At 60.9% G+C, this 25,603-nt stretch carries 23 protein-coding genes and 1 pseudogene; 5 read left to right on the top strand and 19 right to left on the bottom strand.

The window, feature by feature from the left end:
• Positions 1 to 2: 2 nt before the first annotated feature.
• The 14 genes and pseudogenes from ARCT_RS0103220 to ARCT_RS0103165 all read right to left on the bottom strand — a co-directional run bounded on the left by ARCT_RS0103220 (position 3) and on the right by ARCT_RS0103165 (position 14,198).
• Positions 3 to 1,349: an ISNCY family transposase gene (locus ARCT_RS0103220; protein WP_027238789.1), complete on the bottom strand. Its 1,347-nt coding sequence runs from the start codon at positions 1,347 to 1,349 to the stop codon at positions 3 to 5.
• 106 nt (positions 1,350 to 1,455) lie between these two features.
• On the bottom strand, positions 1,456 to 1,548 hold the full coding sequence (locus ARCT_RS28575; RefSeq protein WP_240476214.1) for a hypothetical protein: 93 nt from the start codon (positions 1,546 to 1,548) through the stop codon (positions 1,456 to 1,458).
• Positions 1,549 to 1,763: 215 nt separating this feature from the next.
• A pseudogene (locus ARCT_RS28570) lies at positions 1,764 to 2,183 on the bottom strand (MBL fold metallo-hydrolase); the annotation flags it as partial.
• A gap of 267 nt (positions 2,184 to 2,450) precedes the next feature.
• Positions 2,451 to 3,221, bottom strand: a complete 771-nt coding sequence (locus ARCT_RS25175) for an IS110 family RNA-guided transposase (RefSeq protein WP_238367131.1) — start codon at positions 3,219 to 3,221, stop codon at positions 2,451 to 2,453.
• Complete coding sequence (locus ARCT_RS28565) at positions 3,193 to 3,471, bottom strand: hypothetical protein (RefSeq protein ID WP_238367117.1); 279 nt, start codon at positions 3,469 to 3,471, stop codon at positions 3,193 to 3,195. The genes ARCT_RS25175 and ARCT_RS28565 overlap by 29 nt, the downstream gene beginning before the upstream one ends.
• 129 nt (positions 3,472 to 3,600) lie before the next feature.
• Entirely contained in the window at positions 3,601 to 4,806 is a 1,206-nt protein-coding gene (locus ARCT_RS0103205) for an IS256 family transposase (protein WP_027238788.1), read from the bottom strand.
• Between the two features lie 357 nt (positions 4,807 to 5,163).
• Positions 5,164 to 5,730 carry a biotin transporter BioY gene (locus ARCT_RS0103200; RefSeq protein ID WP_027238787.1) on the bottom strand — a complete coding sequence of 189 codons (567 nt, stop codon included), beginning with the start codon at positions 5,728 to 5,730 and terminating at the stop codon, positions 5,164 to 5,166.
• Between the two features lie 48 nt (positions 5,731 to 5,778).
• Positions 5,779 to 6,945, bottom strand: coding sequence for an acyl-CoA dehydrogenase family protein (locus ARCT_RS0103195; protein WP_027238786.1), 1,167 nt, complete (start codon positions 6,943 to 6,945; stop codon positions 5,779 to 5,781).
• On the bottom strand, positions 6,942 to 8,957 hold the full coding sequence (locus ARCT_RS0103190; protein WP_027238785.1) for an acetyl/propionyl/methylcrotonyl-CoA carboxylase subunit alpha: 2,016 nt from the start codon (positions 8,955 to 8,957) through the stop codon (positions 6,942 to 6,944). The genes ARCT_RS0103195 and ARCT_RS0103190 overlap by 4 nt, the downstream gene beginning before the upstream one ends.
• A complete protein-coding gene (locus ARCT_RS0103185) occupies positions 8,942 to 9,736 on the bottom strand; it encodes a crotonase/enoyl-CoA hydratase family protein (protein WP_027238784.1) in 795 nt (264 codons plus the stop codon). Before ARCT_RS0103185 ends, ARCT_RS0103190 begins: the two co-directional genes overlap by 16 nt.
• Before the next feature lie 9 nt (positions 9,737 to 9,745).
• Complete coding sequence (locus tag ARCT_RS0103180) at positions 9,746 to 11,344, bottom strand: acyl-CoA carboxylase subunit beta (protein ID WP_027238783.1); 1,599 nt, start codon at positions 11,342 to 11,344, stop codon at positions 9,746 to 9,748.
• A 4-nt stretch (positions 11,345 to 11,348) separates the two neighbouring features.
• On the bottom strand, positions 11,349 to 11,978 hold the full coding sequence (locus ARCT_RS0103175) for a TetR/AcrR family transcriptional regulator (RefSeq protein WP_027238782.1): 630 nt from the start codon (positions 11,976 to 11,978) through the stop codon (positions 11,349 to 11,351).
• Positions 11,979 to 12,158: 180 nt separating this feature from the next.
• Positions 12,159 to 12,989 carry an SDR family NAD(P)-dependent oxidoreductase gene (locus ARCT_RS0103170; protein WP_027238781.1) on the bottom strand — a complete coding sequence of 277 codons (831 nt, stop codon included), beginning with the start codon at positions 12,987 to 12,989 and terminating at the stop codon, positions 12,159 to 12,161.
• Between the two features lie 24 nt (positions 12,990 to 13,013).
• Positions 13,014 to 14,198 (bottom strand): lipid-transfer protein, encoded by a 1,185-nt coding sequence (locus ARCT_RS0103165; protein ID WP_027238780.1) that lies wholly within the window; start codon positions 14,196 to 14,198, stop codon positions 13,014 to 13,016.
• Positions 14,199 to 14,451: 253 nt separating this feature from the next.
• Here ARCT_RS0103165 and ARCT_RS0103160 point away from each other — a divergent pair, with 253 nt between their 5' ends.
• On the top strand, positions 14,452 to 15,063 hold the full coding sequence (locus ARCT_RS0103160) for an acyltransferase (protein ID WP_027238779.1): 612 nt from the start codon (positions 14,452 to 14,454) through the stop codon (positions 15,061 to 15,063).
• A 111-nt stretch (positions 15,064 to 15,174) separates the two neighbouring features.
• Here the strand turns inward: ARCT_RS0103160 and ARCT_RS0103155 are convergent, their stop codons facing one another.
• Genes ARCT_RS0103155 through ARCT_RS0103135 form a run of 5 tightly spaced genes read right to left on the bottom strand, consistent with a single transcriptional unit; the run spans position 15,175 to position 21,376 of the window.
• Positions 15,175 to 16,782: an acyl-CoA carboxylase subunit beta gene (locus tag ARCT_RS0103155; RefSeq protein ID WP_027238778.1), complete on the bottom strand. Its 1,608-nt coding sequence runs from the start codon at positions 16,780 to 16,782 to the stop codon at positions 15,175 to 15,177.
• Positions 16,783 to 16,784: 2 nt separating this feature from the next.
• A complete protein-coding gene (locus ARCT_RS0103150) occupies positions 16,785 to 17,288 on the bottom strand; it encodes an acetyl-CoA carboxylase biotin carboxyl carrier protein subunit (RefSeq protein ID WP_234994802.1) in 504 nt (167 codons plus the stop codon).
• Positions 17,288 to 18,757 carry an acetyl-CoA carboxylase biotin carboxylase subunit gene (locus tag ARCT_RS0103145; RefSeq protein WP_027238776.1) on the bottom strand — a complete coding sequence of 490 codons (1,470 nt, stop codon included), beginning with the start codon at positions 18,755 to 18,757 and terminating at the stop codon, positions 17,288 to 17,290. Before ARCT_RS0103145 ends, ARCT_RS0103150 begins: the two co-directional genes overlap by 1 nt.
• A gap of 12 nt (positions 18,758 to 18,769) precedes the next feature.
• Positions 18,770 to 20,569, bottom strand: coding sequence for an acyclic terpene utilization AtuA family protein (locus ARCT_RS0103140; RefSeq protein ID WP_027238775.1), 1,800 nt, complete (start codon positions 20,567 to 20,569; stop codon positions 18,770 to 18,772).
• A 21-nt stretch (positions 20,570 to 20,590) separates the two neighbouring features.
• Positions 20,591 to 21,376: an enoyl-CoA hydratase-related protein gene (locus ARCT_RS0103135; RefSeq protein WP_027238774.1), complete on the bottom strand. Its 786-nt coding sequence runs from the start codon at positions 21,374 to 21,376 to the stop codon at positions 20,591 to 20,593.
• 134 nt (positions 21,377 to 21,510) lie between these two features.
• Here ARCT_RS0103135 and ARCT_RS0103130 point away from each other — a divergent pair, with 134 nt between their 5' ends.
• Genes ARCT_RS0103130 through ARCT_RS0103115 form a run of 4 tightly spaced genes read left to right on the top strand, consistent with a single transcriptional unit; the run spans position 21,511 to position 25,602 of the window.
• A complete protein-coding gene (locus ARCT_RS0103130) occupies positions 21,511 to 22,725 on the top strand; it encodes an acyl-CoA dehydrogenase family protein (RefSeq protein ID WP_051360508.1) in 1,215 nt (404 codons plus the stop codon).
• A gap of 15 nt (positions 22,726 to 22,740) precedes the next feature.
• Positions 22,741 to 23,940 (top strand): acyl-CoA dehydrogenase family protein, encoded by a 1,200-nt coding sequence (locus ARCT_RS0103125; protein WP_027238772.1) that lies wholly within the window; start codon positions 22,741 to 22,743, stop codon positions 23,938 to 23,940.
• 11 nt (positions 23,941 to 23,951) lie between these two features.
• Entirely contained in the window at positions 23,952 to 24,806 is an 855-nt protein-coding gene (locus ARCT_RS0103120; RefSeq protein WP_027238771.1) for an SDR family NAD(P)-dependent oxidoreductase, read from the top strand.
• Positions 24,799 to 25,602, top strand: a complete 804-nt coding sequence (locus tag ARCT_RS0103115) for an enoyl-CoA hydratase-related protein (RefSeq protein WP_027238770.1) — start codon at positions 24,799 to 24,801, stop codon at positions 25,600 to 25,602. The genes ARCT_RS0103120 and ARCT_RS0103115 overlap by 8 nt, the downstream gene beginning before the upstream one ends.
• Position 25,603 lies beyond the last annotated feature (1 nt).

Genomic DNA, 25,603 nt, shown 5'->3' with positions numbered 1-25,603 from the left:
GCCTATTCAGCCACGTGCACAATCTTCTTCTTGGCCCGCGACCCTGACGGTCGACCTGGTCTCCGGCCATTCGGTTTATAACCCATCTTCTCTGAATTGGTCCGCACCTTGGGCTTGGGTGGGGCGGCCTCCTGCATCTCTTTGATGTGTTCGAGGACAGCGCTCAGGCGTTTGTTGCTGGTGATAGCCGCATGGGTCACGCGCTGATCCATGTCGAAGATTTTGTAGGGCAGGGAACGGCCTTTCCAGCGCACCTCAAACCGGCCATCCACGAAGGCGTAGGTGTCTACATACTTGCCGACCAGGCCGCGTGTGATCTCGCTTTCCTCGAGCATGATCCGCTTGCGGTCATAGGAAAATGTAAGCTGCTTTCCGACGTATCGGTTCTCACGCCAGCACAGCACTTCCGCCAAACGATCCGGTTCCACATTCAGCGCCCGGTGCAGGTTGTCCGGTTTGGCCGGGGCCTTGGCAAACTTGGCGTTGAAGCGGGCCTTGAAGCCTTCCCGAAAGGCGTTTCCGGCCTCCATATTCGAAACACCTGCCAGTCTCAGCTCTTTGACAAGCCGGTCCTGAAGCGTGCGGTTGGCGCGTTCCACGCGGCCCTTCGCCTGGCTTGAGTTGGCGCACAAAATCTCAATGTTCAGCTCACTCAAAGCGCGCCCGAACTGGGTGATCCGCGCGCCGCCCTTGGCGTCTTCCTTGGCCACGCGAAACACCGTGTGCTTGCCACTGTAAAATGCAACCGGCCTCCCATGGGTATGCAGGTAGCTCTCAAGCGCTTCGAAGTAACTGAAGGTGCTCTCGGATTTGACAAACCGCAGGTCCATCAACGTGCTGGTGGCATCGTCGATGAACACGAGCAGGGTGCAGGGACCGCCCCGATCCTCGAACCAGCGGTGATCGGAGCCGTCAATTTGTATGAGCTCGCCAAAGCATTCTCTGCGCAATCTCGGCTGATGAAATGTACGACGCTGTTTGCGCGAAAGCCAAAGACCGTCTTCCTGCATCCACTTGCGAACCGTCTCGCGCGACACCTTGAACCCATGATGCTCGGCCAGCATCTCCGCTGCCAGGGTCGGCCCAAAGTCGGGATAGTTCTCTTTGATCAGCGACAGCGCGTAATCCCGTTTGGCTTTGTGGATGCGATTGTTCGGGGGTTTGCCACGTGCCTTGTGACGGATCGCCGCCGCGCCATCCTGACGATACAGCTTCAACAGCCGGAAGATCTGCCGACGCGTCAGTGCCAGCATGTTCGCCGCATTGTCGACGCTCAACCGACAGTCATCGACCTGTGCCAAAACCTCAACGCGGTTCAACTCGCGCTCGCTCATCATCACCCATCCCATGCCCATTCTCCCTCAGTATATGAACGGAGAGTGACATTCCTGAATTGCTCATGGGTTACATTTTAGCTTTGCGGCTAAACACATTCATCCGGTAATAGTAGTTATGTTAAGTAACTTTCAAGATATTTCCATCCTGTGCCACTCGCGATTCTGAGAGAAGCTTTTCAAGATGTGCCGCAACATTTCGTTCGGCGGCCATCGCAATATGCGGATCGGATTTCTTGTAAACAAAGCGGCAGTGTTTTTGACTGTATCAGGGGTGTCCGCCAGGTGTTCAAGGATCTCCGCTTCCCGACGCATCCGGTTGGCGAGCAGCTTTTTTGCATAGGGTTGCGGATGCGGGAGAACCGGACCGTGTCCCGGCAGGCAAATCTTGTCATCACGTTCTATCAGACGCTTAAGGTGAGCACAGTAATCATGCATGTTGCCGTCGGGCGGGCTCACGATTGAGCTGTTCCAACTCATGATATGATCGCCTGTAAACAAAACCCTGTCCGGTCGCGCAAAGCAAAGGTGATCGCTGACATGGCCCGGTGTGTGCAGGACGGTAAGACCAGCGATTACCTCGCCGTCCTCTAGGAACGCGTCAGGTTGAAAGGCGTCGTCCGGAAATGCCTGCGACACATAAACGGGCAGACCGGTTCGCTCGCGCAATATCGGGGCTGCGCCGAAGTGATCAGAATGGTGATGAGTGACGAGAATACCGGCTGGATTGGGTCCCAAACTGTCGATAATCGCGTCGAGATGAAGGCTGTCTTCCACCCGACCGGAGTCGATAATGAACCGGCCCTCGGATGTATCGACGATATAGGTATTCGTACCATGATAGGTCATCTCTCCGGGATTGTTGGTCACGTCCGTCAAGTTTCTCTAATCGCCTTGGTCAAGTGCTGATCGGTCTGCGTTTAGTCCTGCGCGCCGGGCTCTGAGATTCTCTCCGCGGTCACCGCGTGGGGCCGCATATTTGCGTTCAGGGTTGGAAGGATCGAAATGGTGTGCGCGGTCGGCACCGCAGTTGATGGAGCGATCTCTTCCTCGCCGCGCGTCCCGGCTGGACGCATGTCTACACGCGATGGAACAGCGCCGGTTTCAGCGGCTCTGTCACGAGGGTATTGCCTCCTGGTAGGGCGTGTTGGTGGTCCACATGACATGCAGGATGACTGCGAGCTTCCTCGCGAGCGCCACCTTGGCTTTCCGCGGGCCAGTTCTCCCGGCAATCGCCTTGGCCCAGTCACGGAGACGGTGGCCTCCTATGGCACGGCAGAAGATCGCGTTTGCTGCCTCGTACAGGCATTTTCGCGTAAATGTGTCTCCCCACTTCGAAACGCAGCCGTTCCGGCTGATTTCACCGGATTCGTATCGCCTCGGTGTCAGTCCCAGATAGGCCCCTACGCTAGAGGATTTTCGGAAGCGTGAGGCATCATCGAAGGCCGCGACCACCGCCATTGCCGTGATGGCCCCGACACCCGGAGCCGTCATCAAGAGACGAACGGTCTCGTGGGTCTTGGCAACGGCCCGGATGCGGCTGTCCAAAGCCGCGATCTGGGCAATGATGTCTCGCCTTGCCTGCATGAGGGCCGCGAAGACAGGAACGAGTTCGGGCGCGACCGACAATTCCTTGTCGAGAATTTCCTCGGCGCGACGCTTGAACCCGCCCACCCGTTTGCCGAACATCACGCCGAACGTCCTCAGGAGCCCGCGAATCTCGTTCTCCAGCCGAACGCGCATGCCGACGAGCGCTTCGCGCGCCGTTAACATGGCCCGGTTGACATAGGCATCGTGGCTCTTGATCTGCACGGCCTTGAACCAGCCCGTTCGTACAATCTGGGCAAGCCCTCGGGCATCATGCCGGTCCGTCTTGTTCGGCATCATCTTCAGCACGCCGTGCATCCAGGCAAACGATCGGGAGGTCCCGTTCAGTCAAGGCGTTCCAGAGCCAGACAGCAAGCGGACCGGTTTCCATCCCGATCCGTTCAAGGTTGTCGAACCGGTCACGCAGCCAACGGACGATGGCGTCGGGGCACGTCGGCACCTTCGCTTCGCCCAGGATCATGCCGTCCCCGTCAACCACGCAAATCGCTGTCTCGTCCTGCGACACATCCAACGCTGCAAATACACCCATTCCAAATCCTCCGTTTCCTGGCTTCAGCAGCTGCCAAAGCGTCCGGTGTTTCTCTCGATACGATATGAGGTAGACCGGTCTGGCGATTACGCTAAATGGTGTAATTTCCCGGATGGCCTGAGGGCATGATCAGGCGGCTTTCGTGGTTATGCTGAGAATGGGGTCCATCTCCTCCTTGTCGATTTGGGCGAAAGCCTCGACCATCATGTAGCGGCTCGAGGTCTGCCAGTCGTCGTTGGCTTCGAACAGGACGGCTCCGATCAGGCGCATGATGGAGGCCTCGTTCGGAAAGATCCCGACGACATCGGCACGGCGCTTCACTTCCTTGTTCAGGCGCTCGATCGGGTTCGTGCTGTGAAGCTTCGTCCGATGCTGCCGGGGGAAGGACATGTAGGCGAGCACGTCATGCTCGCTGGCGTCCATGAGGTCGGCGAGCTTGGGCCAGCGGGTGCGCAGCTGTTCCGCGACCTTGTGCCAGATCTCGCCAGCATGGGTGCGGTCGGGTTGATCGAATGCCTGGCGGATCACGGCGGCGACGACGGTATGCTGACCCTTCGACACATGGGCGAGAGCATTGCGCATCCAGTGAACGCGGTACCTCTGCCAGGTGGCTTCGAACACCCGCGAGATCGCAGTCCTCAAGCCAGTGTGCGCATCGCTGATCACCAGCCTGACTCCGCCGAGGCCCCGGGCCTTCAGGGACCTCAGGAACTCGGTCCAGAAGGTCTCGGCCTCAGAGGGACCGATACCCAGGCCGATGATCTCGCGGCGGCCTTCAGTGTTCGCGGCGACGGAGATTATGGCCGCGACCGGCACGATGCGCCCGCCTTGGCGGACCTTCAGGTAAGTCGCGTCGAGCCAGACGTAGGGCCAGTCGCCGGCGAGCGGCCGGTTCAGTAACTCGCCAACGCGCTCGTCGATGTCCTTGCAGAGCTTCGACACCGTGCTCTTCGAGATGCCGGAGAGGCCCATGGCCTGCACCAGCTCGTCCACGCGGCGGGTCGAGACGCCCCCGATCCACGCCTCTTGGATGACGGCCACCAGCGCTTGCTCCGAGGTCTTGCGGGCCTCGAGGAAGCCCGGGAAATAGCTGCCCTGCCGCAGCTTCGGCACCCGCAAGTTCAGTGTGCCCAAACGGGTATCGAGCGCGCGCTCTCGATACCCGTTTCTCCATGTCGTGCGTTCACCGCTGCGTTCGTGTCGCCCTGCGCCGATCGGGCCGTCAACATCGGCCTCCATGATCAGTTGCAGCACCGCCTCGGCGATGGTGCGAAGGAAATCGCCCTGGTCATGCTTGGCCAGAAGCTCGGACATGTCCATGTTGGTCTTGGTCATCGGGGTCTCCGTGTGAACCGTGGTTGAAGTCGCCAAACTCCACCTCGATCATACACCTCGGTGACCACCCGGGATTACACCGTCGACGGCGCTGAAATTACACCACGTGCGCGGACACTACCGGATTGTTCGCGACAATCCTCTGGATGCCCTCTGCCACCTGTATACATTGCGCGCGAGGCGGTTCCGGCTCTGTGAAAAACATGCTTTTGTGTCATTGAATTCAAAAACCTTTTGACAGTGCAAAACCCGGAAGACGCGACGCCGTCTTTTGCTTTTGTATAGCGATAAAAGGCTGGGTCTGGCGTCCAGCGCCGTGTTTCACCGGCGCTGGAACAATGCAGAGAAGCCCGGCAGTCAATCACGGCCCCAATTTTGGAAGCCTGTATACAGAGCCACAGCGATCGCCGCTTTTGTCAGATCCCCAAGAAGGAACGGGTAAAGTCCTGCGCTCAGCAAATTTTCGCCATAGCCGATAAAGCTACCCAACCAGACTAGCCCGGCGCAATACATCAGTATCGACCCAAAAAGGACCGCGACAGATGCCCTGAAGGCAGGCCGAAGTCCTTCCAGTGCTTGAACAATCCATCCAGCAGCCGCCGCTGCAAGTGCGAAGCCTACCAGGTATCCGCCTGTGGGACCCGCAATATACGCCAGTCCGGCCGGCGCCGGAGGCGTGCCTGCGAAGACCGGCAGGCCAAGCAGACCTTCGAAAAGGTATGTCACAACAACAAGACTACTACGCACCGGCCCCAGGAAAAGACCCAGACCCAAGACAACCAGGGTCTGTGTAGACATAGGTACGGGGTAGAACGGCACCACGATTTTGGCGGATAGTGTCAGAAGAATTGTGCCGACGAGTATTATCGAGATCTCTTGGATAAGTTTTGCGAGTGTTTGGCTTTGACTGGTTTCCAGATTCATCTTTTTCGTCCTTGTTTCTGTAGATTGTTACTTTTTGGGATAGTAAGCTCACATGCGCTTGGCGACTTCTTCCAACATGACTTCGCTCGCCCCGCCGCCGATGGCCTGCACACGGGCATCGCGTGACATGCGTTCCACCGGTGTTTCGCGCATATAACCCATGCCGCCGTGAAACTGGACGCAGTCATAAAGCACGCTGTTCACCAGTTCGCCGCAATAGGCTTTGACCATCGAGACCTCTTTAACGCAGTCACCGCCCGCGGCATCCAGACCGGCGGCGTGATAGACCAGCTGACGTCCTGCAGCGATCCGCGTCTGACAGTCGGCCAGCCGTTGGCGCACGGCCTGCTTGTCCCACAGAACGCCGCCAAAGGCCCTGCGCTGCTTGACATAATCCACGGTCATGTCCAGCGCGGTTTGCGCTTCGGCACAGGCCATCGCACCCAGCACAATGCGTTCGTTCTGGAAGTTCTTCATTACCGAATAGAAACCGCGGTTGACCTCGCCCAAGACGTTTTCGGCCGGGATGCGGACATCTTCGAAGATCAGTTCGGCAGTGTCCGAGCACAGCCAGCCGGTCTTGTTCAACGCCCGTCCGACCGAAAAGCCCGGCGTGCCTTTTTCGACCGCAAATATGGTGATCCCGCGCGACCCCTTGGCATCGGGATCGGTCTTGGCACCGACAATGTAGAGATCGCCATGCACGCCGTTGGTGATGAACATCTTGGTGCCGTTCAGCACCCAATCCGACCCGTCCCGCACCGCGCGGGAGCGCATGCCCGCCACGTCCGAGCCCGCGCCCGGTTCGGTCACAGCAACGGCGGTGATCATTTCGCCCGAGACGATCGACGGCATCCAGCGCGCCTTCTGTTCGGGCGTGCCGGCGTTTTCCAGATGCGGCGAGGCCATGTCGGTGTGGACCAGAACCGTGGCCGAGAACCCGCCGAAAGTGGATCGCCCGACCTCTTCGGCCAAAACCACGCTGGACATCACGTCCAGCCCCGCGCCGCCATACTGTTCGTCATAGCGCATCCCCAGCACGCCGAGATCACCCATCCGGCGCAGCACGTCGCGGGGTACCTTGCCCTCCTCTTCCCAGGGCTCGGCCTTGGCGGTCACCTCGGTTTCGATGAACCGGCGCAGCTGGTTGCGGATCATCTGGAGGTCTTCGTTGAACAGGCCGGAGGCCGCGGTGATGTTGTCTTGTTTGGTCATGTGTTTTCCTCTGGATCGAGCTTGATAAGTGGGGCGTGCCCGGCAACCGTGTCGCCCGGTGCACAATAGATTTCCGTCACCACGCCCGCGACCGGCGCGGGCAGGCTTTGCAACAGCTTCATGGCCTCAAGCACCACCAGTGTGTCACCGGCTTTGACGCGGTCGCCGAGTGCGACGCGCACCTCGGCCACGGCGCCGGGCATGGGTGCGGACAACAGGTCAGCGACGCCAGACCCGCCGGTGGCACGTTGCAGATGCTGGTCTTCCAGCGTACGCAGGTCTGTCGCGGTCATTCCAGCAGGGGTTTGCAGGTGCACTCGCCAGTGACTCGGCGCGCGCACGACGTAAGCGATGCGCGAAAATGGAACCCCGTCGAAGCGTCCGCTCAGACGGCATTCGGCTAAAGCGGCGCTCTCGACCGTTATGGCCTGGCCGTCCGGCTGTACGGCTGTCAACACCGACCCGGAGCCGTTTACGCGGATCTGGTCGTCTTTGGTCGTCGCCCAATAGGATGCTGCACCGGGCCACCCCGCAGGGGCCGTGAGCCGCCATGACCCCAGGCTTTCCCAGGGCGACGCGCCCGCCGGGGCGAGATGCAGATGCAGCGCCATCGCGGCAAGGGCCATGTCCCGGGGATCAGCGGACGGTTCACTCCAGCCGCCTGAGAACATCTCGGGCAGGCCCGAGGTATGGTGCCGGAACGCCGCAAAATCCGGGTGTGTCAGCAACGCGCGCTGATAGGCCAGGTTCAGACCGACGCCACCGACTGCAAAGGCATCCATTGCGACAACCGCCTGACGGATCGCACCGGCCCGGTCCGGCGCGTGGACGATCAGCTTGGCAATCATCGAATCGTAATGGTGGCTGACGACCGAGCCTGCCTCGACCCCGGTATCGAGCCGCACGCCGGCGGGCGGAGCCCAAAGGCTGATCTCGCCCGTTTCGGGGCGGAAATTCTCGTCCGGGTTTTCGGCGGCGATGCGGATTTCAATGGCGTGCCCGTCAAACTGCACATCGCCTTGCGTCAGCGCCAGCGGCTCGCCCCGCGCGATGCGCAACTGCCATTCGACCAGATCGATGCCGGTGATCGCCTCGGTCACGGGGTGTTCCACCTGCAACCGGGTATTCATTTCCAGAAAGTAGTATTCACCGCGCCCGGGGTCATAGAGGTATTCCACCGTCCCGGCGGAGCGATAGCCGATCGCCTGCGCCAACCGCACCGCTGCCGCACGCATGCGGTCGCGCACAGCCTCGGGAAGATCGGCGGCGGGGGCTTCTTCGATCAGCTTTTGGTGGTTGCGTTGCAGCGAACAATCGCGGTCGCCCAGATGCAGCACGGTGCCGTGAGTGTCGCCCAGAACCTGCACTTCGACGTGGCGGGCACGGGGCGCATAGCGTTCGAGGAACACCGCCGGATCGCCGAAGGCGCTCTGCGCTTCGGCCCGGGCAGATGCAATCGCTTCGGGTGCGTCGCCCAGATCGGAGACAAGCCGCATCCCGCGTCCGCCGCCGCCGGCGCTGGCCTTGACCAGAAAGGGGGTGCCAAGCGCCTCGGCCTCTTGCAGCAGGCGCGCGTCGGACTGATCCTCGCCGCGATAGCCGGGCAGGACGGGCACGCCTGCGGCTTCGGCGGCAGCCTTGGCCTCGATCTTGGAGCCCATCCGCGCGATAGCGTCGGGTTCCGGCCCGATGAACACAAGGCCCGCCGCCTCGACCGCCGCCGCGAAACCGGCATTCTCAGACAGAAAACCATAGCCCGGGTGCACCGCACCCGCGCCCGTCGCCCGCGCAGCCTCAAGGATGGCCTCGACGTTCAAATAACTGTCCGACGGGGCGGCCCCACCGATGCAGACGGCATGATCGGCCTCGGCCACGAAGGGCGCGTCGCGGTCCGCGTCCGAAAACACCGCTACGCTTTCCAGCCCCAGTTTGCGGCACCCGCGCTGGATGCGCCGGGCAATCTCGCCCCGGTTGGCGATCAGAACGCGGGTGAAGCTCATTTCACCCGCCATGACGGAACGCCCTTGTTGATGAAGCTGTTGATGCCTTCGATACCTTCCTCCGTCTCCCACGCATCGGCCAGCCGGTCGGCGGTGTAGATCATGTTGGTCTCCAGATCGTGGGACGCGACATAGGCGATCAGCGCCTTGGTATCGGCCACGGCACCCGGCGCGGCCTGAAGGTGATCATGCACCACCCGGTTCACCGTGGCGTCCAAGTCGCCCGACGCGACAACTTCGGTCAACAGACCGATCCGCTCGGCGCGGGCGGTGTCGAACAACGCCCCCGACAGCATGGTCTCACGCGAATGCACCTTGCCGATGCGGGCCACCACATAAGGCGATATATTCGCGGGCAGAAGGCCCAGCTTGACCTCGGTCAGACCGAAGCGCGCGCCTTCGGCGCCGATGGTGTAGTCGCAGACGGAAATCATGCCGACACCGCCACCGTAGGCCGGGCCGTTGATCCGCCCGATCAAGGGTTTGGGCAGCGTGTCGAGACGGCGCAACAACCGCGCCAGCGTGGCGCTCTGGTCTACCCGTTCGGCACGGGACTTTTCGATGTTTGACGAGAACCAGTTGAAATCGCCGCCCGCGCAGAAGCTCTTGCCCGCGCCGGTCAGGACCACAATACGCACATCGTCATCTGCAGCCAGCTTTTCGGCGGCATCGTATAGCTCTGCGATCAATTCGCCATTCAGCGCATTGTGTTTGTCGGGGCGGTTGAGCGTCAGCGTGGCGACGCCGCGCGCATCAGTTTCGACAAGGATCGTGTTGTAGGTATTGTTCAACTTGAAGCCTCACATTCTGAATACAGGCGTATGGCGACCGGCTTCGGGCACCGATGTCACGATGGCCAGGCACAGGCCAAGGATATCGCGGGTTTGCGCGGGTTCGATCAGCCCGTCATCCCAAAGCCGCGAGGTGGCATAATAGGGATCGGACTGTTCACCATACTGGGCCCGAACCTGCTCCTCGATCAGCTTCATGTCGGCCTCCATCTTGCCCGGGTCGCCCCCTTTCTGGCGGCGCAGTTCCAGCATCACATTTGTAGCGATGTCGGCAGACATGGTGGCCAGTTCCGCCGTGGGCCAGGCAAAGAGAAAATTCGGGGCGAAACCACGTCCGCACATGCCGTAGTTGCCTGCCCCGTATGAGCCGCCCAAGAGGACCGACAGGCGCGGCACCTTGGCAACCGACATGGCATAGACCAGCTTGGCACTGTCTTTGGCAATGCCGCCGCGCTCGGCTTCGGTGCCGACCATGAAGCCCGAGATGTTGTGGAGGAACAAAAGCGGGATGTTGCGTTGATCGCACATCGACACGAATTGCGCGCCCTTGAGCGAACTGTCGGACACAAGCGCCCCATTATTTGCGAGAATGCCCACTCGATAGCCGTGAATCCGCGCGGTGCCGCAGACCAGCGTCTCACCCCATCCGGGCTTGAATTCGCGGAATTCGCCGGCGTCGATCATGCGCAGTAGAACCTCGCGCATGTCATAGGGCTGTTTGCGATCGGCGCTGATGACGCCAAGCAGTTCCTCTGGGTTGCGCGCCGGCGGCGCGCAGGTTGCATCGGGACCCATCGGGCGCGACAGGCCCAGTTCGGATACGATGTCGCGCATCAGAGCAAGCGCATGATACTCGTCCTCGGCCAGATGGTCAGACACACCGGAGACGCGCGAATGCATCTCGGCCCCCCCCAATGTTTCTCCATCAACCTCTTCGTTGATCGCCACCTTGACGATCGAGGGGCCGCCCAGATGGATGCGTGCGTTGCCGCGTACCATGATGACTTCGTCCGACAGGGCCGGGATATAGGCCCCACCGGCCGTGCAGCCTCCAAAGACCGCCGCGATCTGCGGCAGGCCGCTCGCGGACATGTTGGTTTGACGATAAAAGGAATTGCCGAAATGGCGGGCATCGGGGAAAACCCGGTCCTGCTCTGGCAGATAGGCACCGCCGCAATCCACCAGATAGAGGCAGGGCAGCCGGTTCTCGGCTGCGATTTCCTGGGCGCGGATGTGTTTCTGCACGGTTTCGTGATAGAAAGACCCACCCTTCACTGTCGCATCGTTGGCGATCACAACGCAGGGAAGCCCGTGGACGATCCCGATACCGGTCACGATTCCCGCACCGGGCACCTCGCCCCCGTATTGACCGTAGGCGGCAAGCGACGACAGCTCAAGAAACGCAGTGCCCGTATCTACCAGCAGGTCGATCCGTTCGCGAACCAACAGCTTGCTGCGCTTGCGATGCCGCGCGACCATGTCGGGGCGGCCGCCAGCCGTTGCTTCGGCGATCCGCGCGCGCAGCGTTTCGACGCGCTCGCTTTGTGCGGCGTGGTTGCGGGTGTAGGTCTCTGATGCGGTCAGCACCGCTGTTTCAAGACGTGCCATGAAGTCAGGTATCCTGTCTTTGGAGTATCCCGTTGAGGAACACATCGGCATAGGTGCGTGACAACGCATCGGCGCTACCGCGGTCCGGGTCGAACCAATCGAGCGTGGCGTTCAATGTACCGATCAGCATCAGGCGCAGGCGACGGATATCGACGTCTTGCTTCAGCGTGCCATCTTTCTTAAGCTGGGACAGAAGACTGTCCCACTCAGCCTCATAGGTCCTGCGCGTGGGCAAGTTGGCATCCCGGACGGATTGCGGCACCTGCCCGAAAATACGCACATTCGCCGATGTATAATCGCTCACATCAAGAAGCGCGCGCAAATGCGCCCGGATCGCAGAGCGCAGGATCGTTTCGCCATCGGTATCGGCTGGCAGGTCGGTGATGGCGTCTCTCATACTCGCGTGAACGACCCGAATCCCTGCATCAAGAACGGCCGCGACGATCTCGTCCTTGGAACCGAAATGATAGTATATGCTACCCGCCTTGATCCCGGCGGCCTCGGCAATTTTTCGGAGCGAAACGGACCCGTAGCCTTGTTCGCGGAAAAGCCGCGCGGCAATGTCCAGCACCCCGTCCCGTCCAACCGCGCTGCGCGATGTCTCGTTGACTTTGATTGCCGTGTTTTGTGCCATAGACTTTCGTATCGCCCCAACGCCTAACTAACGCCTGTTAGGTTAATAGCCCAAGTGAGTAAATCGTCGTGATCGTGCCAGACTAGAGTCTGCGGAAAATTCCGCATTGGCGACCGCCAAGAGGCCGCCCAGACATTAATGTGCTTGCCCGGGCCCGATGACGGGGTCCGGGCAAATGCCTTAGATCACGAAACCGCCACCGCAGATGATGTGTTGGCCTGAAATGAAGTTCGATTCCGGCGCACAGAACAGATAGACAGCACCGGCAGCTTCTTCCGGAGTGCCGACCCGGCCCAGCGGGATCATGTGCTCCATCTGGGACAGGAGATCGGGATTCACGCCGACCTTGATCTCTTTTTCCTCGACCTGGATCGTGCTGTCTCCGTCGGCGCTGCCCTCGGTCAGGCGGGTGCGGATCGGGCCGAAAGCCACGGCATTGACGTTGACCTTGTAGCGGCCCCATTCCTTGGCCATCGTCCGGGTGACACCCAGAATGCCGGCCTTGGCGGCGGAATAGTTGATCTGGCCAGCATTGCCGCCGGTCCCTGCGATGGACGAGATGTTGACCACCTTGCGGAACACTTCCTGTCCGGCGGCGGCCTCTTCCTTGGCCTTGGCGCTGATCACCGGCTGCGCGGCGCGCAGGATCCTGAAGGGGGCCGTCAGGTGAACGTCGATGATCGCCTGCCATTGTTCGTCGGTCATTTTCTGAACGACGCTGTCCCAAGTATAGCCCGCATTGTTCACGATGATGTCCAGCCCGCCAAAGCTGTCCATGCCGGTCTTGATGAACCGTTCGGCAAAACCGTCTTCGGTGACGCTGCCGGCACAGACCACGGCCTCGGCTCCCGTTGCGCGTACCGCCTCGGCGGTTTCATTGGCCGGATCCGCATCCAGATCGTTGATCACCAGCCGGGCCCCTTCCGAGGCCAGTTTGAGAGCGATTTCGCGGCCAATGCCCCGGCCCGAGCCCGAGACCAGCGCCACGCGCCCGTCGAGTTTTCCAGTCATATTGATTCCTCCCGAAAGTCGCTATCAGGCTTTTTCATAAAGCGTGGTGACGCAGGCCCCGCCGAGGCCCAGATTGTGCTGAAGCGCCAGACGTGCGCCATCAACCTGGCGCGCATCTGCCTGGCCGCGAAGCTGCTGAACGAGCTCGGTACATTGCGCTAGGCCGGTCGCCCCAAGCGGATGGCCTTTGGACAATAGACCGCCCGACGGGTTGGTCACGTATTTTCCGCCGTAGGTGTTGTCGCCATCATCAACGAATTTCGCCGCTTCGCCGCGACCGCAAAGGCCAAGCGCCTCATAGGTGATCAGCTCGTTGTGGGCGAAACAGTCGTGCAGTTCGACCACATCCACGTCCTCGGGCCCGATGCCCGCGTCCTCGTAAACCTGATCGGCGGCGCGCTTGGCCATCGAAAAGCCGACCACTTCGCGCATGTCATGGGCTTCGAAAGTTTCCGGGCCGTCCGTCGTCATGGCCTGCGCCGCGATCCGAACCGAACTGTCCAGTCCGTGCTTGTCGGCGAATTCCTTGGAACAAATGATCGCGGCGGCCGCGCCACAGGTTGGCGGACAGGCCATGAGCTTGGTCATGATGCCGGGCCAGACGACCTGGGTGGCCATGACGTCTTCCGCCGTCACCTCCTGCCGGAACAGGGCAACCGGATTCTTCGCAGCATGTCGGCTGGCCTTGGCGCGGATTTTTGCGAAGGTTTCCAGGGGGGTGCCGAACTCGTCCATATGCGCCTTGCCCGCACCGCCGAAGTACCGCAGCGCCAGCGGGATCTCGGCACTGCCAACCAGTTCGTCGGTTTCTCTGTCGAATGCCGCAAAGGGGCTGACCCGGTCATGGAACATCGCACCGATTGCGCCGGGCTGCATCTGTTCGAACCCTAGTGCCAGAGCACATTCGACCGCGCCGCTTTCAACTGCCTGCCTGGCCAGGAACAGGGCGGACGATCCGGTCGAGCAGTTGTTGTTCACATTCAGAACCGGGATGCCTGTCATTCCGACATGGTACAGGGCGCGCTGACCGCAGGTGCTGTCGCCATAGACATAGCCAACATAGGCCTGTTGGACTTTATCATAATCCAACCCCGCGTCAGCCAGAGCGGACCGGGTCGCAGCGGTCGCCATCACATCGTAGCTTTCGGATTTTCCCGGCTTCTGGAACGGGACCATCCCAACGCCTGCAACATAGGCTTTGTCTGTCATTTCTCTCTCTCCCAAGTTCGGTCAGGCCACCCTAATCGGTCCGCCAGTCTATTTTCTACCATTTGTTAGATTTTTAATTCTAACCTTGGGAAGTGTCAATATCGCCAAGCTGTGACGTAGGGAGCTTGCGCTATTTTCTAACTTGTGTTTGATTTCGGGCCACACGCCCTGATCGGCGGCACAATTGAGGGATTCTGGTCCCGGCGCAACCGCCGACAAGCGTTTAGCACTCAGCTTACGAAAGGTGGTCGGAATGGCATACTGTTATGAGTTCAAGGGTTTTATACCCGTCGTGCCCGAGGATACATATGTCCACCCTCAGGCCGTTCTGATCGGGAATGTCATCCTGGGTCATGGATGCTACATCGGCCCCGGGGCAAGCTTGCGGGGCGATTTCGGCAGGATCGTGATCGGGGATGGAGCCAATGTTCAGGACAATTGCATCATCCATTCCTTTCCCGGCCGCGACGCCGTGGTGGAAAGCGACGGCCACATCGGCCATGGCGCGATCCTGCACGGTTGCACGGTGGGCCGGAACGCTCTGGTCGGAATGAATTCCGTCATTATGGATGGTGTAGAGCTTGGGGCGGAATCGATTGTCGGCGCGCAGGCGTTTGTGCGTGGCGAAACCGTGATTCCGTCGCGTTCGATGGTGGTGGGATCGCCGGCAAAGGTGATCCGCGAGGTCAGCGAGAAAGAAATCGCGTGGAAAACGCGCGGCACCGCGGAATACCAGCAACTTGCGCGCGATTGTCTGGCCGGATTGACGCCGGTCGAGCCGCTGAAGGCGGTCGAGGCAGACCGGCCCGGCATGGCGGCCTCTGACGTCGTTTCGATTCAGGAGGCGCGGCAGACATCGTCCTGACCTGTCCGGGAACCGGACCGGTCAGGACTACTTCAGCTTTCGAAAGCGCCAGTTGGAAGCGCCTTGATGCGGAACGGCACTCCCCGACCCGGTGTGCCGTCCCTCAAGCCTTTACAGCCGGAAGATCCCGTAGTGTGGTTCCTCGATCGGTGCATTGAGCGAGGCGGAAATCGACATGCCAAGCGCGTTGCGTGTGTCCGCCGGATCGAGGATGCCGTCGTCCCACAATTCCGAGGTCGAGGTATAAGCCTCGACATCGCGCTTGTATTTTTCCAGCACCGGTTCGCGGATCGCGGCGATTTCTTCTTCGGTCAATTCCTTGCCTTCGCGCTGAAGCTGCCGGATCTTGACGTCAGCCATAGTATTGGCGGCCTGATCCGCACCCATCACGCCGATCTCGGCCTGGGGCCACATGAATAACGTGCGCGCATCCCAGGCCCGCCCGCACATGCCGTAATTGCCTGCCCCGTAAGAGGCATTGGCGATCACGGTGAACTTCGGCACGACCGAGCCACCCTGTGCCATCAGCATCTTGGCGCCGTCCTTGGCGATGCCGCGTTCTTCGTATTCGCGGCCCACCATATAGCCGGTGATGTTCTGGAAGAAGACCAGAGGCGTGCGGTTCTGATTGCACAGCTGCATGAAATGCGCTGCCTTCAGAGAACTGTCGTTGAACAGCACCCCGTTGTTGGCAAGAATGCCGACCTTGTAGCCCCAGATATGGGCAAAGCCGCACACCATCGTGGTGCCATAGTCCGGCTGATATTCGTGGAACCGCGATCCGTCCACGATCCGGGCCAGAACCTCGCGCATGTCGAACTGGGTTTTCCGGTCCTTCGGAATGATCCCGTAGAGTTCTTTAGGGTCGTAATACGGTTCCTCAAAAGATGCGGTTTCGATGATCGTTTTCGGTGTGCGCTTCCACTGGCTGACAATTTCGCGCGCCAGTGAAAAGGCATGCTGTTCGGTCGCGGCGCGATAATCGCCCGTGCCCGAGACCGAGGTGTGCATGACCGCGCCGCCAAGCTCCTGAACACCGACCTCTTCGCCGGTGGCCGCCTTGACCAGCGGCGGACCGCCAAGAAAAATCGCGCCTGTGCCTTCGATGATGATGTTGTAGTCGCTCAGCGTCGGCACATAGGCGCCGCCAGCCGTACAGTGTCCGCCAACCACGGCAATCTGCGGGATATTGGCCTGGCTCAGCTTGACCTGGTTGCGGAACACCCGCCCGCCCAGATACCGGTCGGGAAACACCCCGTGCTGCAGCGGCAGGAATCCGCCCGCGCTGTCGCAGATATGGATGACCGGCAGGCGGTTTTCCAAGGCGACATCCAGAAGGCGCACGATCTTTTTCACGGTATGCGGATACCAGGCACCGCCCTTGACGCTGGCATCGTTGGCGTGGATGGCGACCTCGCGGCCTTGCACGATGCCGATCCCCGTAACCACACCTGCGCCGGGCACCGCGCCGTCATATTCACGACAGGCCGCGAGGGTCGAAAACTCCAGGAACGGCGTGCCGGGGTCCAGCAACAATTCCAGCCGCTCGCGCACGCCCAGTTTGTTCTGGCGGGCAAGGCGGTCAAAGTCGCGCTGCGGGCGCTCATAGCGTGCAGCGTGCTGGCGGGCGTGAAATTCCTTCAGCCGTTCGGACATGGCGGCATAATTTGCCTTGTAGTCGGCGGCATTGGTGTCGATCTGACTTTCAATTCTGCGCATGGTCACTCCTCCTCCGGAGCCAATTGGGCCAAGATGTCTTTCAGACCGAAACTGTCGCCTTCGGCGAATGGCATTTCGGCAACGACCCCGTCGCGCGGCGCCGTCAGTGTGGTTTCCAACTTCATGCTTTCGATCACCAGAAGCGGCTGGCCTTCTTCAACCGCATCGCCGGGTTTAACCGCAACTGACACCACGACACCCGGCATGGGCGCCACCAATCGGTCGTCGCTCGCGCCACCGTCGCTTCCGGCCAGGCGTTCGGCGGGATCAACCCGCCCGACTTCGTAGGTTCGCCCGTCCATGTGCATAAAAGTTGCTTCCGGCCCCACGGCCAGTCGCAATTCGCGCACAACACCCTTGGCCCGCAGCTTGTAACCGCCCGGCAGACCCGTCGGGTCCAATTGGCAGGCAACAGCGCCAGTGGGGGTATTGAGCACGAACCGGCTGCCATCATGACCCAGCCAGCAATCAGTCTCTACTCCGTCGATCTGAAAAATCCGTTGCATCAGTTTCTCCACCCGCCCATCTTGCGGTGCATTTCCGGTATTTGCATTACGTCGCTCACCAGCCGTTCGTCTGACAGGGCCGCCGCCGCCATCAGCAGGTCAGAGATATCTTCCCCCGGTGCAGTCAGCGTTTCGGATTGTTCAGCTAGGAAGCCGGTTGAAACATCGCCCGAGGCAAAATCTGGATGTGCAAGGATTGCATCTAGGTATCCGGTGTTGGTCGTCACCCCGAGAACCACATAGTTTTGCACCGCTTGCCGCGCACGGGCGATGGCCTCCACGCGGTCGCGGCCATGCACGATCAGCTTAGACAGCATCGGGTCGAAATCGGTGGTCACCTTGCCGCCGTCCAGAATGCCGCTGTCCACGCGCACGCCGGGGCCGGAGGGTTCATCCAGCAGCAGGAGATCCCCGATCGAGGGGCGGAAATCGGCCGTCGCGTCCTCGGCACAGATGCGTAGTTCGATTGAATGGCCAGTCTGGGGAATATTCGCCTGCGTCGCGCTCAGCCCCTCGCCTGCAGCGATGCGCAGTTGCTCGGCGACCAGATCGAAGCCAGTCACCAGTTCGGTCACCGGATGTTCGACCTGAAGGCGGGTGTTCATTTCGAGGAAGTAAAAGGCCCCGTCCTGCGCATAAATGAATTCGACGGTCCCTGCCCCGCGGTATTTGACGGCGCGGGCAATCCCCGCAGCGGTTTCACATATCTCGTCCCGCTGTTCTGGGGTCAGCGCCGGTGACGGCGTTTCCTCGATAATCTTCTGGAACCGGCGCTGGATCGAGCATTCGCGTTCCCAGAAATGGACCACGTTGCCTTGCCCGTCGCCCATCACCTGCACCTCGATATGGCGCGGACGTTCGATATAGCATTCGACGAACAGACGACCGTCGCCGAAATACCGCTGGCCTTCGCGGCGCGCGGTTTCGATTTCGGTCTCCAACGTGCTATCCTCGCGCACGACGCGCATGCCCTTGCCGCCGCCTCCGGCCGAGGGTTTGATGAGTAGCGGATAGCCAACGGCGCGGGCGCGTTCGACAAACGTCGCCGGATCGTCATCCTCGATGGCCGAAGGCGCCACCGGAAAGCCGCGCTCTTCAACAAAGGCGCGCGCACGGATCTTGTCGCCCATCAGGTCGATGGTCTCGGACGTCGGGCCGACAAATGTCACACCGGCCTCTTCCAGCGCCGCGACGAAGGCCGCATTCTCGGACAAAAAGCCATAGCCGGGATGCACCGCATCAGCGCCGATCTTTTTTGCGGCATCGACGATCTGCGGAATATCGAGATAGGCGGCCACAGGCGTCGGGCCGTCGATCATCACAATCTCGTCTGCGATCAGATGGGCCGGCCCCTCTTGTTCAGCGACGTGGCGCAACACAGCCGTCGCAAGGCCGCGGGCCTTGGCAGTACGCAAAACGCGCGCCGCGATTTCACCCCGATTGGCGACCAGGAGTTTTGAAATGGTCATGGTATTGTCCTTTTAGTTCCGGTCCGAGGCGTTCAGCCCGTCGCGCGCGGCCAGATCGACCGGCACAGGAATTTCAATATCAAGCAGCATCTGCGCAAACCCTTTGCCTTGCGGATCGATGCGGACCGAGGCGATGCCGCCCCCGCCCAGCGATTCATGCAGCAGGAAGTTCAGCGCATGGCTTCCGGGCAAATCAAAGCGTTCGACCGCGCCGTCACACAGGTGGGCGAAATAGGCTTTCACCGTGTCTTCGGTCAGGGCCGACCGGATATAGGGCAGATACTCCGGCTTGCGCGCAAGGATGCCGATGTTGGCGATATCGCCCTTGTCGCCCGAACGGCCCCACGCCAGGTCGACGAGGCGCACCTTGACCGCGTCCGGACCGGGCGCGCGGCTATCTGTGGGCGGCGCGGCAGGCGGATCAAGTTGCACAGGTTTGGTGGCCACTGTGACGGGCACATCCTTGCCATCAACCTCAACCGCGACGGGGGTGTCGGCCTTGTCCTGAAGGAAGGAGAACAGACGGACCACCGGCTGTACCTTTGGCCGTCCGGCGAAGAACCCGGTCAGACCCTGCGCGGTCGAAATCGCCATGGGTGCGATTTCTCCGGCAAAGATGTTCAGCGCGGCGCGATCATCATGGACCGCGCCGATCTTGAGCACCACTTCGCGCGTCAGGGCGCGGGCGTTGGCGCCATAGGCGGCCTCGGCGCCCAGCACTTCGACGCTAACCTGCCGGAAATCGCCCATGTTGCGGTCGCGGAAAATTCGGCGGCAGCGGGTCAGGATCGCCTCGGCCACGCGCTCGGCCTTGGCGGGGGCATCAATCGCGGCCAGTGTCAGGGTAGAGACCGCGCGCCAGCCATCGGCATGGGTCGCCGACACCTTGTAGCTGTCGGTGCGCCCGAGACCCTTGCCGCCCTTGACCAACACCCGATCGGGTCCGACCTGTTCAAGGGTAACCCCGGACCAGTCGCAGGTCACGTCGGGCAACAGGTAAGCGCGCGGATCACCGATTTCATAGAGCATCTGCTCTCCGACCGATCCCGGCACGACCAGCCCGCCGGTGTCAGGCGTCTTGGTCATGACGAAACTGCCGTCTTCCGACACCTCGACGATGGGCATCCCCATATTGTCCCACCCCGGCACGTCCTGCCAGTCGGTAAAGTTGCCGCCCGTTCCCTGGGGGCCGCATTCGATCAGGTGGCCGGCCAGTGATCCCTGGCTGAGCTTGTCCCAGTCGTCATCGCCCCAGCCGTATTCGTGCATCAGGGGGCCAAGCGCGACCGCGCTGTCGGCGCAGCGCCCCGTGATTACGATGTCGGCCCCGGCATCCAGCGCGGCCGCGATGGGGCGGGCACCCAGATAGGCGTTCATGCTCCAGATGTCGCCCGGAAACGCGACATCCGAGAACATCTCCGTCTGGCCGGCGGCGCGGATGTCGTCGGCCCGCGCCGACAAATCATCGCCCAGCACGACTCCGATGGACAAATCGATCCCGACCTCGGCGGCGGCTTTGGCAAGCGCATCGCGGCAGCCGCGCGGGTTCACGCCCCCGGCATTGGTAACGACCTTGATGCCCTGACGTTTGATTTCAGGCAGCCACGGAACCAGCGCCTTGACGAAATCCGGCGCATAACCCGCCTCGGGCGTCTTTGCGCGGGCACGCGCCATCAGCGACATTGTCACCTCGGCCAGATAGTCGAACACCAGATAGTTGATCTCGCCCTTGGAGACCAGTTGACCGATCGCTTCAGGCGTGTCGCCCCAGAATCCCGATGCGCATCCGATGCGCAGTTTTCGATCTGACATATGCTTCTCCTCCCCGCTTGTTTAGCGGCCTGTCCATTCAGGTTTGCGCTTCGCAATGAAGGCATCAAAGCCTTCGCGCGCGTCTTCGGTCTGTGCTACTCGCGGTAAAAGTGTTTCTGCAAACCGCATTTGCTGCGGATAGGTCATGTCCTCCATCGCGTGACAGGCGTATTTTCCCAGCCGGATCGCGCTCGGCGACTGCGCAGCAATCTGGGCAACCAGTTCTGCAACCTTGTCGTCCAACCCTGCGGCATCGGTCACATAGTTGACCAGATTGAATTGCAGGGCTTCCTCGGCCGTCAGAGGAACGCCGGTGATGAACATCTCCATCAGCCTCCGCCGAGGCAAAACACGCATCATCGGTGGTACGATCGTCATGGGAAACAAACCCACCTTCACTTCCGGCGTTCCGATGCGGGCGTGGTCCGCCATCACAGCCAGATCGCAGGCACAGATAATGCCCGCCCCTGCCCCCATCGCGACGCCGTTGACACGCGCGATCGTCGGCTTTCGGCAGGCCTGTATCGTTTCGAACAACCTTCCGGCGAAATGATCAGGATCGGCCGGATCCTGAACGAACGGACCACCGTCCGCACCCGCCTTGATGTCGCCGCCGGCGCAGAAGGCGCGATCTCCCTCGCCGGTCAGAACGATCACACGGCAATCGCTGTCCTTCTCGGCAGCATATATGGCGGCCATGATCCCGTCTGCGACTTCACGGTTTAGGGCATTTCGATTCTCAGGACGTCGAATCGTGATACGAACTTCGTCGCCACGCATCTGCGATTGAACAACGCTCTCACCCATTTCCGAAGCTCCCCCAAAATAGTTTGTGCGCCGTGCCTTCTAACGTCAGGTCGCAAAAAGCTTGGCTTGATCTATTTTCTAACATGTGTTTGATTTTGGTCAACACCACAAACGACATTTCTCGGGAGGATGATATGACGACTCAAAGTGAGGCTATCGCGGCTGACCTGGAAGCCATCAGGGCAAACTATTCGTTGACCGACGAGCAACGCCAGATTGTCGATCACGTGGATCGTGTGTCGCGCGAGGTACTGCACCCGTTGCAGGCGCGCATGGACGAGGAAGAATGGTGGCCCGAAGACCTGTTCAAGCAAATGGGTGAGCTGGGCCTGCTGGGAATCACCGCTCCCGAGGAGCTGGGCGGATCGGGACAAGATGAATTCACCCAGGCGCTGGTGTCCGAGGTGATCTCGAAATGGAACCCGGCTGTGGGGTTGTCGCATGGCGCGCATGACAACCTGTGCCTGAACAACCTGCTGCGCAACGGGTCCGAAGAGCAGGTAAAGAAATACGTACCGGGCCTTTGCTCGGGCGAGCTTGTCGGTGCTCTGGGTCTGACCGAACCGGGTGCGGGATCCGATGCGCTTGGGTCCATGGCGACCACCGCGCGCCGTGACGGTGATGACTACGTCATCAACGGCTCTAAGATCTACATCACCAACGGCCCGATTGCCGACGTGATTCTGCTTTACGCAAAGACCGACAAATCGAAGGGCGCCAAGGGCATTTCCGCCTTCATCATTGAGACCGACAATCCCGGCTTCAAGGTGGCGCAAAAGCTCGATAAAATGGGCTTCCGAGGCTCTCCGACCGGAGAGTTGGTGTTCGAAGATTGCCGCGTGCCCGCATCCGCCATGGTGGGTGAGGAAAACACCGGCGTTTCGGTGGTAATGAGCGGGCTGGATCTGGAGCGTGCTATGGTTGCCTCAGTCTGCGTTGGCATGGCCGAACGCGCGCTGGAACTGGGTCTGGAATACGCCAAAATTCGCGAACAGTTCGGCAAGCCGATCGCAAGTTTCCAGATGATGCAGTCGAAACTGGCCGAGATCTACATCGAGGTCGAGACGGCGCGCGCCTTCGGGTATCGAGCGCTGGCCGCCTGTACGGGCCTGCCAAAAGGGGCCGGAGGCCGCGGCGAAATTCACAAACTGACTGCGGCGGCCTGTCTGTACGCCGGCGAGGCATTCAACAAGGCGGTGACCGAAGCCTGCCATATCCATGGTGGCTCTGGCTACATGCAGGACACCGAGATCAACCGGTTGTTCCGCGCCAACAAGTTGTTGGAAATCGGCGCGGGCACAAGCGAAGTCCGCAAGATCATCATTGCCGAAGAACTTCTGCGCGCCTGAGGGGGGGACGAAACCATGAACAAGCAACTTCGCAACGACACCGCTTTGCCAACACATTTCATGACGGAGGAGCAACAGGCTCTGGCCGATCAGGCCGGCAAGTTCTTCATGTCCGAGTTTCACCATCTGAATGCGGAAATGGACGACACTGATGACCTGCCGCCTTCGGTCTTTCCCAAGCTTGGCGAGATGGGCTATCTGGGCCTGAACGTGCCGCCTGAATTCGGCGGTGCGGGGCTGGATTTTACCTCGGCCTGTATCATCACCGAACAGCTTTCGCGGTCCTCTGCCGCCATCGGGCTAACCCATGTGGCCCACGACAACTTGTGCGTCAACAACATCTATCGCAACGCCAGTGACGACCTGCGCCGCAAGTATCTGCCGGGCCTTTGCGACGGCACGCTGATCGGCGCCCTGGGTCTGACCGAACCCGGCGCGGGGTCTGACGCGCTCGGTTCGATGCGGACCACGGCCAAAAAGGATGGAGACGACTACATCCTGAACGGTTCCAAGATCTACATCACCAACGGACCGATTGCCGATCTGGTCCTGGTCTATGCCAAGACCTCGCCGGAAAAAGGGGCCAAGGGAATTTCCGCCTTCATCGTTGAAACCGACACGCCAGGTTTCAAGGTTGCCCAGAAGCTCAACAAGATGGGCTTCCGTGGCTCGCCCACCGGGGAACTGGTGTTCGAAGATTGCCGCGTTCCGGCCAAGAATATGGTCGGCAAACTGGATGGCGGCGTTGCCGTGACGATGTCCGGGCTGGATCTGGAACGTGCCATCGTCTGCTTCAACGCAATGGGCATTGCGCAGCGGGCGCTGGATATTTCCATCGACTACGCCAAGACACGGCAGCAATTCGGCAAGCCGATCGCCAGTTTCCAGATGGTGCAGGCGATGCTGGCCGACATGTACACCCAGATCGAGGCGGCGCGCAGCCTGTCCTTGCGTACCGCGGCCATGTGTGAGGGCCTTGAAGAGGGCGAAGGCGGGCGTGGCGAGATCCACAAGCTCACCGCTGCGGCAATCTACAAGGCCGCCGAGGCGACATCCTTCGTGCTGGACAAGGCCGTCCAGATTCACGGCGGTTCGGGCTATATGCGCGATACCGAAGTGAACCGGCTCTACCGTACCGGTCGCGTGCTCGAGGTCGGCGCGGGCACCCAGGAGGTGCGCAAGCTCATCATCTCTGGCGAACTTCTGAAAAACTAAGGGGGCTGAACATGAGCGAAGAAAAATCAAGACGTTACGCAGCGGACCTCATGGCGGGACAGGTTGCCCTGGTCACGGGATCCGGATCAGGTATGGGCCGGGCGACGGCGCTTGAAATGGCCTCTTGCGGGGCCAGACTTGCGCTGTTTGCGCGCCGGGAAGAGCCGCTGGAGGAGACCGCCGAGATGATCCGGGCTGCGGGGGGCGAGGCGTTTGTGGTGCCCGGCGATACCCGCGACGAGGACAGTATCGAAGCCGCGATGGGACGCATCAAGGACCACTACGGACAGCTCGACGTTCTGGTGAACAATGCCGGCGGCCAGTATATCGCGGCCGCCCGCGATATCACCAACAAGGGCTTCGAAGCCGTGATCCGCAACAACCTGATCGGGTCATGGCAGATGACCCGCGCCGCCGCCGATCACTTCATGTATGACAACGGTGGATCGGTCGTGTTTGTCACCGCCATCTCGGCGCGCACCGCGCTCAGCGGCTTTACACACACCGTCGCCGCGCGCGCCGGTGTGACCGGCATGATGAAGACGCTGGCCGCCGAATGGGGCGAGTATGGCATCCGTCTGAACTGTGTCGCGCCGGGCACGATCAAGACCGAGGCGCTTGGCCGCTACCCCATTTCACCGGATCGATGGAAAGAGCTTAACCGCTCGGTCCTGAACCGGATGGGTATGGCCGAGGACATCGCTGGGACGATTATCTTCCTTGCGTCCGATCTGGGGAATTTCATCACCGGCGAAGATATCTATGTGGACGGTGGGGAAACCCTGCATATGGGCCACGATGCCCGCGACATGATCAATCCCGACATGTTCGAAAAACGCGAACGCGGAGATGGAAAGAATGAGTAAGCAACCCGTCCTTTTGGACATTTCCGACAGGATCGCCACGGTCACGCTGAACGATCCCGAGCGTCGCAACCCGATCACCGGTAATGAAATGATCGCCGCTCTTTTGGACACATTCGCCAAGGTGCAGGCAGACCCGCAAGTCAGCGTCATGATCCTGACCGGCGCCGACCCGGCCTTTTGTGCCGGCGGCGACATCAAGGAGATGAACGACCCCGACAGCGTCTTCCGCAAGGAGCCGCTTGCGGCGGCGCAGAGCTATGTCGATGGGGTGCAGCGCCTGCCACAGGCGCTCTATAACCTGGATGTTCCGACGATCGCCGCGGTCAACGGACCCGCGGTCGGCGCGGGGTGCGACCTGACCATGATGTGCGACATGCGCATCGCCTCGGAGAAAGCAAAGTTCGGCGAGGTGTTTCTGAATCTCGGGATCATTCCGGGCGATGCAGGCAGCTGGTTCCTGTTGCGTCGTCTGGGCCACCAGATGGCCGCCGATCTGACCTTCTCGGGGCGCATGGTCGAGGCCGAAGAGGCGCTGGAGCTTGGCATGGTGCTTGAACTTGTGCCCCATGAAAAATTGATGGAACGGGCCCGCGAGCGGGCCGCCGTCATCGCAGCGAAACCACCGCGCGCGGTGCGGGTCGCCAAACGTCTGATGCGCAATGCCGAACGGATGGACCTACCGGATTTCCTGAATTCCGCGGCGGCCTATCAGGCACTCATGCATCAGACCGAAGACCACCACGAGGCGGTTGCTGCTTTCATCGAGAAACGAAAACCCAACTTCACTGGGCGTTAAA

Origin of the sequence: Pseudophaeobacter arcticus DSM 23566 (assembly GCF_000473205.1) — a bacterium.
Taxonomy (GTDB): Bacteria; Pseudomonadota; Alphaproteobacteria; order Rhodobacterales; family Rhodobacteraceae; genus Pseudophaeobacter; species Pseudophaeobacter arcticus.
The sequence above is the reverse complement of the archived record's forward strand: the minus strand, read 5'-3'. Positions and strand labels throughout refer to the sequence as shown.

Bases quoted from the DNA above. Each gene is read 5' to 3' on its own strand.
- ARCT_RS0103220 (WP_027238789.1), bottom strand. From the start codon at position 1,349: ATGGGATGGGTGATGATGAGCGAGCGCGAGTTGAACCGCGTTGAGGTT.
- ARCT_RS28575 (WP_240476214.1), bottom strand. From the start codon at position 1,548: ATGGCCGCCGAACGAAATGTTGCGGCACATCTTGAAAAGCTTCTCTCA.
- ARCT_RS25175 (WP_238367131.1), bottom strand. From the start codon at position 3,221: ATGATGCCGAACAAGACGGACCGGCATGATGCCCGAGGGCTTGCCCAG.
- ARCT_RS28565 (WP_238367117.1), bottom strand. From the start codon at position 3,471: ATGGGTGTATTTGCAGCGTTGGATGTGTCGCAGGACGAGACAGCGATT.
- ARCT_RS0103205 (WP_027238788.1), bottom strand. From the start codon at position 4,806: ATGACCAAGACCAACATGGACATGTCCGAGCTTCTGGCCAAGCATGAC.
- ARCT_RS0103200 (WP_027238787.1), bottom strand. From the start codon at position 5,730: ATGAATCTGGAAACCAGTCAAAGCCAAACACTCGCAAAACTTATCCAA.
- ARCT_RS0103195 (WP_027238786.1), bottom strand. From the start codon at position 6,945: ATGACCAAACAAGACAACATCACCGCGGCCTCCGGCCTGTTCAACGAA.
- ARCT_RS0103190 (WP_027238785.1), bottom strand. From the start codon at position 8,957: ATGGCGGGTGAAATGAGCTTCACCCGCGTTCTGATCGCCAACCGGGGC.
- ARCT_RS0103180 (WP_027238783.1), bottom strand. From the start codon at position 11,344: ATGGCACGTCTTGAAACAGCGGTGCTGACCGCATCAGAGACCTACACC.
- ARCT_RS0103175 (WP_027238782.1), bottom strand. From the start codon at position 11,978: ATGGCACAAAACACGGCAATCAAAGTCAACGAGACATCGCGCAGCGCG.
- ARCT_RS0103170 (WP_027238781.1), bottom strand. From the start codon at position 12,989: ATGACTGGAAAACTCGACGGGCGCGTGGCGCTGGTCTCGGGCTCGGGC.
- ARCT_RS0103165 (WP_027238780.1), bottom strand. From the start codon at position 14,198: ATGACAGACAAAGCCTATGTTGCAGGCGTTGGGATGGTCCCGTTCCAG.
- ARCT_RS0103160 (WP_027238779.1), top strand. From the start codon at position 14,452: ATGGCATACTGTTATGAGTTCAAGGGTTTTATACCCGTCGTGCCCGAG.
- ARCT_RS0103155 (WP_027238778.1), bottom strand. From the start codon at position 16,782: ATGCGCAGAATTGAAAGTCAGATCGACACCAATGCCGCCGACTACAAG.
- ARCT_RS0103150 (WP_234994802.1), bottom strand. From the start codon at position 17,288: ATGCAACGGATTTTTCAGATCGACGGAGTAGAGACTGATTGCTGGCTG.
- ARCT_RS0103145 (WP_027238776.1), bottom strand. From the start codon at position 18,757: ATGACCATTTCAAAACTCCTGGTCGCCAATCGGGGTGAAATCGCGGCG.
- ARCT_RS0103140 (WP_027238775.1), bottom strand. From the start codon at position 20,569: ATGTCAGATCGAAAACTGCGCATCGGATGCGCATCGGGATTCTGGGGC.
- ARCT_RS0103135 (WP_027238774.1), bottom strand. From the start codon at position 21,376: ATGGGTGAGAGCGTTGTTCAATCGCAGATGCGTGGCGACGAAGTTCGT.
- ARCT_RS0103130 (WP_051360508.1), top strand. From the start codon at position 21,511: ATGACGACTCAAAGTGAGGCTATCGCGGCTGACCTGGAAGCCATCAGG.
- ARCT_RS0103125 (WP_027238772.1), top strand. From the start codon at position 22,741: ATGAACAAGCAACTTCGCAACGACACCGCTTTGCCAACACATTTCATG.
- ARCT_RS0103120 (WP_027238771.1), top strand. From the start codon at position 23,952: ATGAGCGAAGAAAAATCAAGACGTTACGCAGCGGACCTCATGGCGGGA.
- ARCT_RS0103115 (WP_027238770.1), top strand. From the start codon at position 24,799: ATGAGTAAGCAACCCGTCCTTTTGGACATTTCCGACAGGATCGCCACG.